Origin of the sequence: Methylophaga sp. UBA5088 (assembly GCF_002414625.1) — a bacterium.
GTDB lineage: Bacteria > Pseudomonadota > Gammaproteobacteria > Nitrosococcales > Methylophagaceae > Methylophaga > Methylophaga marina.
The window spans coordinates 26,600-31,896 of record NZ_DIAC01000010.1 but is presented as its reverse complement, the minus strand read 5'-3'; the positions used below and the strand labels follow the sequence as shown (position 1 = coordinate 31,896).

Sequence of the window (5,297 nt, the reverse complement as noted above, 5' to 3'; positions counted from 1 at the left end):
TTAAGTGGAGAAAGGCAAACGGTAAAGACACTGGTAGCCATGAGTCACGCCTGAAACAGTTGAAGGTGGCGGCATGAGCGTCAACAAAGTCATTCTTGTAGGTCGCTTAGGTGCAGATCCAGAAAGCCGAGCATTCCCTAACGGCGGCTCAATCTGCAACCTGCGCATCGCCACAAGCGAGAGCTGGAAAGACCGCCAAACCGGAGAGCGCCAAGAACGCACAGAATGGCACCGCGTAGTTTTACGCAACAAACTCGGCGAAATTGCCCAGCAATACCTGCGTAAAGGCTCACAAGTCTATATCGAAGGCAGAATCCAAACCCGTAAATGGCAAAACCAACAAGGCCAAGACCAATACACCACCGAAATAGTGGGTAATGAAATGACGATGTTGGACGGTCGTGGTGATTCAGGTCAGTCGCAAGCAGCAGGTCAATCAGCGACAAGCCAACCACAACCAGCAGCGAGCAATGCGGGGCCGGATTATGGAGGTGGTGATGACTATTACGATGATCGGGACATACCCTTCTAGGAGATAACCATGAAGCACTGCAATGTATGCGACACCACTAAACAAGATGATGATTTTCACAAGAGAGCTGCATCAGTTGATGGATTAGCAGCGCGGTGCAAATCATGCCAGAGAGAATATGACAAAGCTAGAGCTAATAAGCCGAACAGAATCATGGCGAGACGTGAATACGCAAGGACTGAAGTTGGAAGGAGGGCGTCAAATAAAGCAAAGGTTTCATACATTCAAAGAAACCCAACTAAGCGACAAGCACACAATCAAGTAGCAAATGCTCTTCGTGACGGAATACTAGAAAAACAACCGTGTGAAGAATGTGGAGAAAAAGAAGTACACGCACACCACGATGATTATGCAAAACCATTAGACGTTAGATGGCTTTGTAACAAGCATCACAATGAATGGCACCGAATACACGGTGAAGCAGCAAACGGATAACAACCAAGCCCCGAAAGGGGCTAAAAGGTGCCACAAGGTGAAACTTAATAAGAGGATTTGATGATGTCTGACGTTATTTGCCCATATTGCGGAACAGAGCAAGAAATTATCCATGATGATGGCCAAGGTTATGAAGAGAACATCGACCATGAACAGCAGTGCGATTGCGGCAAGACTTTTAAGTTTCAAACAAGCATTAGTTTTAACTATGAAGTTTTTTGCAATGAAGGTGATCACGAAATGGAAGCAGCCGGAGATAAATGGCCAGGATTATACAGCTGCAATAAATGTGATTTTTTCGAGAAAAGATAGCAGGCATCAATGAGCAGCCTCAGTAAATTTTTTTAATTTATTTAAATAGTCAAAAAATGATTAGTAATTGTAGAGGGCTGAGGTTGTTCATTAATGCGAAGGGCAGGTAAGTAAAACTGCCATGTGTTTGAGTGGTGGCTTGTAAGGCTTGGAGTCTCTGATTGGCGTCGATAAGCAGAGTCATCACTCAAATGCAAATAGCAGACTTAATGGGGAATGGATATGGATATAGGAAGCGACAACAAATACCCAGCAAACAAATTATCAAACTTCACTAGAAGAGAATTTGTGTTTGATGGTGTGAATATAAGCTCTATGGAGGGGTTCCTTCAATCCCTTAAGTTTGAGAACCAAAATGCACAGGAAATAACTTGCGGGTTGATTGGAAAGGAAGCAAAGAGAAAAGGCAGATCACGCAATAAGCGATGGAAGTCTATGCAGCGCTTGTGGTGGAAAGGTGTTGAGTATAAACGCTCATCAAAACAGTACCAGGATTTGTTGGACAGAGTTTATCTAGCGATGTTTGAGCAAAACGAAGACTTCAGAAAATGCTTAGAAGCTGCTGGAACAGCAAGATTTACACACAGTATTGGAAATTCAAACCGGAAAGAAACTGTTCTTACTGAATCAGAGTTTTGCAATCGCCTGACTATGTTGAGAGATAGCAGACTTAATAACGGAGAAATGGGATGACTCAAGATGAATTTGTAGAAGTTGAGTGGACAGCTGGAATGTTAGCGACTTATCAAGAACACGAATACAGCATCGTATCTGTTCATTTTCGCGAGAGGCTAATCGCTTTTGATTTTTACGGTGACGGTGATCTGACTTGGGTTAGATGTGAAAACGTGAGCAATATCAAATGCAAATAGGCCGCTGCACAAGCTGTGTACTACTTAACAATGGCTGTGAGCATCCAAAGCACGCCGACAAGTACCCGAATGAAGGTTGTAGAGAGTGGACTGACGGCGAAGTGATTGAGATTGATGAAAAAGACATTATCAGAGTTGAGGATTATGAGTGATGACTAAGCAAGGCTTTATTAAATCAATAACAAATTTGGACGACATGCTTCTGTTTGCTTTTTTATGTGGGTTGTTTTTATCCATATCTGTTAGCGCCCTATCGATGGATAGGCCATTTGTAATGATTGTAGGAATAACTGGCTTTCTTATATATCTGATTCTTTTGCTGACTGCTAGAAAACAGATACGCATAGCAGCCATGCAAGCTATTGAAGAAGAACGCTAGAAAAGGCTGCCTTATGCTAACCCTTAACCGCAAAACAGAAACAAGCCTAGTGATAGGTGACGATGTGAAGATAACCATCAGACAAGTACACGTCAGAACCCAAGAAGTGACTTTTGAGGTTGATGTACCGAAAGATATTGAAGTGGCACTTTCCAAAATGGAAAAGACCACAAAGATGAGGAAGGTTAGATGAAGCTTGAAATAACACTGGAAATACTGGAAGAAATGACCGACTGCATCGTAGATAACGGCATGGATAGAGACGAAGCATTTTAGTACGCAAAATCAATGCTTATTGAGTGCAACACTGAAAATTTTATTGATTCTGATGCTTTACTAATTGAGGCAAACCAATGACCAACCTAACACCAGAAATAATCGAAACGGCAACGGATGAGCAGCTTAGTGAATGGGTTGCTTCGTATTGTTTAATGATTACAAACAACAAGCCGAAACGATTGAGCGGTTGAATGGAGTGATGAACAAAGTCCGAGGTGACTTACTTGAACGAGCTGATATAGGTAATGACGGCACACGAGCAGTAAATCTAAGTCACTCAGTGTGGTTAGAGTTTTGCGACGCAATTGATAAAACAAACTAGAGGCAGGGGAGTTATGAGTGATTTATTTTTTGTCAACGCCGGAAAATATGAAGACCTAGAGCGAAATTACAAAGTGTCGCTTCATTTCAACACATTTGAAGAGGCTTTAAAAGTCTATGACGAATGCAGTGATTATCCATGGGTAGAGATGAAATACAAAAACCGAATTATTGAGGTGAGATATGAGTGAAGAATACGATATGTCGATACACACAAACCCAGACGCAAAAGCTTGGTCTGAATTTTACAAGAAGACTTTCCCAGAAGCTGATGAGGAATTAATGCTTGGTTGGTTTGCTAATGCAATGATGGCTATGTATGACCATTTACATAACAAAAAAATTGAGCCATTACACGAGCAGCAGCACCGTCTCATCGCCAAACTCGGCCTAATCTCACTCGCTGCTGATGAAGGTAATATGGCAAAAGTTAAAGAGCTTATACCGCCATCTTGTACTGATGTGGTTAGGGAGATTCAGGCTGAGGCTATTAATGATTTCTGCCAGTGGTGTTCTGATCGCGGTTATTTGCATCGAGAAATAACAAATGAATTTAAAGACGAATATGTCAAAAAACTACGCAACCCAGGACAAGAGAAGGTGTGATTATGGCATTAATCATTCAAAACGAAATAGCAAGCGAATTTCTAACTGACAAGGAAGTGATTGAGCTTACCGGCTTTGAGCAGCGTGGAAAGCAAATTGACTGGCTGATTACTGGTCGTTGGAGCTTCAGTGTGTCCGGTAAGAATGAAATTAAAATAAGCAGATGGTACGCACGCATCAAAATGTCAGGTATAAATATCAATAACGATATTCGTATCAGCGGTGACAGCCAAATGCCTAACTTTAACAAAGCATCATGACCCCTAAACCTAAAACAAAGCATCCAGAGTTACCGCCTCGCATGGTCAAGCGTGAATGGAAGACGCGTAAAGGTGTTAGCGTAGCTTATTACTACGAGCATCCACGTGATGAGAATGGAAAGCGCGTGCCTGAGCCGTTAGGTACTGACTTTGCCAAAGCTAAACAAAGATGGGGCGAGATTGAGGGCGTCAAGATAGAAAAGTATTCCGGTGATACGTTGGGTGCTATTTATCTCAAGTACATGAAATGGGCGGAAAACAGAACACTTTCAGGGTTATCGCCACGCACGATTAAGGACCGCAAAAACTATTGGACGCATTTAGAGCCTGTCTTTGCTCATTTGCATATCGATGCATTTAAGCCAGAGTGGTTTTTGCAGTATTTTGAATCGAGATCATCACAAGTCGGAGCAAAGAAAGAAATTAAGTTTATGTCGGTTATTTTCAATTGGGCTAAGCTTCGCGGCTTATGCACGATAGAAAACCCGATCACAGGCACGACCAGGCAATACAAAGTTAAAGAGCATCGCGATATTCTTATCACGCATGATGAGTATAAAGCCGTACACGCCAAGGCAAAGCCGTTTATAAAAGATTTAATGGATTTACTGTATATGTCAGGCGCTCGACCTGATGAGGCTGTCAGCTTTCGTTTTGAGCATGATAAAGGTGATGAGCTTGTTTATCGAATGGGTAAGACCAACAAGATTAAGCGCGTACAGATTGGCCCTGATTTAAGGGCGCTTATTAATAAACGCAAAAAGCTACTTAAGGCGTGCAAAGTCACCATGATAAACCCGCCTATTCTTTTTGATGACAAGGGTAATAAGCTGTCATTAAATGGCACGATTAAATACTGGTTTGGTAAGGCGCGGGATGATGCAGCACTAAAAAGGCGCTGGCAATTAAAAGATATACGCCCGTATGCGGCAACAGAGCGATATAAAAAAGAAGGGATAGAAGCGACACGTAGACTGCTTGGACACTCAACAGAAGCACAAACGCGCAGCTATATAAGGGACTATTTAGGAGAAGAAACAGAGTCGCACGAAATGCAGAATAGTGGCATTATGGCGAAAGTAAAACGGGAGAATGGCGAAAGTAGTTAGTAGCTGCTATCAATGAAAGCATTGAATAAATGGTACGCCCGGCAGGACTCGAACCTGCTACCCTCGGCTTAGAAGGCCGATGCTCTATCCAGATGAGCTACGGGCGCATATGATTTTTACTAAGCGAGGACATAAGTTAAGAAGTGGTCGGGGCAGAGAGATTCGAACTCCCGACCCTCTGGTCCCAAACCA

General features: G+C 42.6%; 12 protein-coding genes and 1 tRNA gene. 12 read left to right on the top strand and 1 reads right to left on the bottom strand.

Translation table 11 applies throughout. The features are described from left to right. Positions 1-73 precede the first annotated feature (73 nt). From B4K20_RS00870 to B4K20_RS00820, 12 genes are all read left to right on the top strand, one after another. On the top strand, positions 74-532 hold the full coding sequence (locus B4K20_RS00870; protein ID WP_289281522.1) for a single-stranded DNA-binding protein: 459 nt from the start codon (positions 74-76) through the stop codon (positions 530-532). Positions 533-541: 9 nt separating this feature from the next. Next, the gene (locus tag B4K20_RS00865; RefSeq protein ID WP_289281521.1) at positions 542-967 is read left to right on the top strand and encodes a hypothetical protein; all 426 of its coding nucleotides are present in this window, start codon (positions 542-544) and stop codon (positions 965-967) included. A 63-nt stretch (positions 968-1,030) separates the two neighbouring features. Continuing rightward, complete coding sequence (locus B4K20_RS00860; protein ID WP_289281520.1) at positions 1,031-1,279, top strand: hypothetical protein; 249 nt, start codon at positions 1,031-1,033, stop codon at positions 1,277-1,279. 222 nt (positions 1,280-1,501) lie between these two features. Continuing rightward, positions 1,502-1,972 carry a hypothetical protein gene (locus B4K20_RS00855; protein WP_289281519.1) on the top strand — a complete coding sequence of 157 codons (471 nt, stop codon included), beginning with the start codon at positions 1,502-1,504 and terminating at the stop codon, positions 1,970-1,972. Continuing rightward, a complete protein-coding gene (locus B4K20_RS00850) occupies positions 1,969-2,151 on the top strand; it encodes a hypothetical protein (protein ID WP_289281518.1) in 183 nt (60 codons plus the stop codon). The genes B4K20_RS00855 and B4K20_RS00850 overlap by 4 nt, the downstream gene beginning before the upstream one ends. A 151-nt stretch (positions 2,152-2,302) precedes the next feature. Then, the gene (locus B4K20_RS00845) at positions 2,303-2,530 is read left to right on the top strand and encodes a hypothetical protein (protein ID WP_289281517.1); all 228 of its coding nucleotides are present in this window, start codon (positions 2,303-2,305) and stop codon (positions 2,528-2,530) included. A 13-nt stretch (positions 2,531-2,543) separates the two neighbouring features. Further along, positions 2,544-2,723, top strand: a complete 180-nt coding sequence (locus B4K20_RS16975; protein WP_289284272.1) for a carbon storage regulator — start codon at positions 2,544-2,546, stop codon at positions 2,721-2,723. Positions 2,724-2,939: 216 nt separating this feature from the next. Further along, positions 2,940-3,131: a hypothetical protein gene (locus B4K20_RS00840; RefSeq protein ID WP_289281516.1), complete on the top strand. Its 192-nt coding sequence runs from the start codon at positions 2,940-2,942 to the stop codon at positions 3,129-3,131. A gap of 13 nt (positions 3,132-3,144) precedes the next feature. Next, positions 3,145-3,321: a hypothetical protein gene (locus B4K20_RS00835; RefSeq protein WP_289281515.1), complete on the top strand. Its 177-nt coding sequence runs from the start codon at positions 3,145-3,147 to the stop codon at positions 3,319-3,321. After that, a complete protein-coding gene (locus B4K20_RS00830) occupies positions 3,314-3,736 on the top strand; it encodes a hypothetical protein (protein ID WP_289281514.1) in 423 nt (140 codons plus the stop codon). The genes B4K20_RS00835 and B4K20_RS00830 overlap by 8 nt, the downstream gene beginning before the upstream one ends. A gap of 2 nt (positions 3,737-3,738) precedes the next feature. After that, a complete protein-coding gene (locus B4K20_RS00825; RefSeq protein WP_289281513.1) occupies positions 3,739-3,996 on the top strand; it encodes a DUF4224 domain-containing protein in 258 nt (85 codons plus the stop codon). Next, positions 3,993-5,105: a tyrosine-type recombinase/integrase gene (locus B4K20_RS00820; RefSeq protein WP_289281512.1), complete on the top strand. Its 1,113-nt coding sequence runs from the start codon at positions 3,993-3,995 to the stop codon at positions 5,103-5,105. The genes B4K20_RS00825 and B4K20_RS00820 overlap by 4 nt, the downstream gene beginning before the upstream one ends. A gap of 30 nt (positions 5,106-5,135) precedes the next feature. Here the strand turns inward: B4K20_RS00820 and B4K20_RS00815 are convergent. After that, positions 5,136-5,212: transfer RNA gene (locus B4K20_RS00815), tRNA-Arg, on the bottom strand. Positions 5,213-5,297 lie beyond the last annotated feature (85 nt).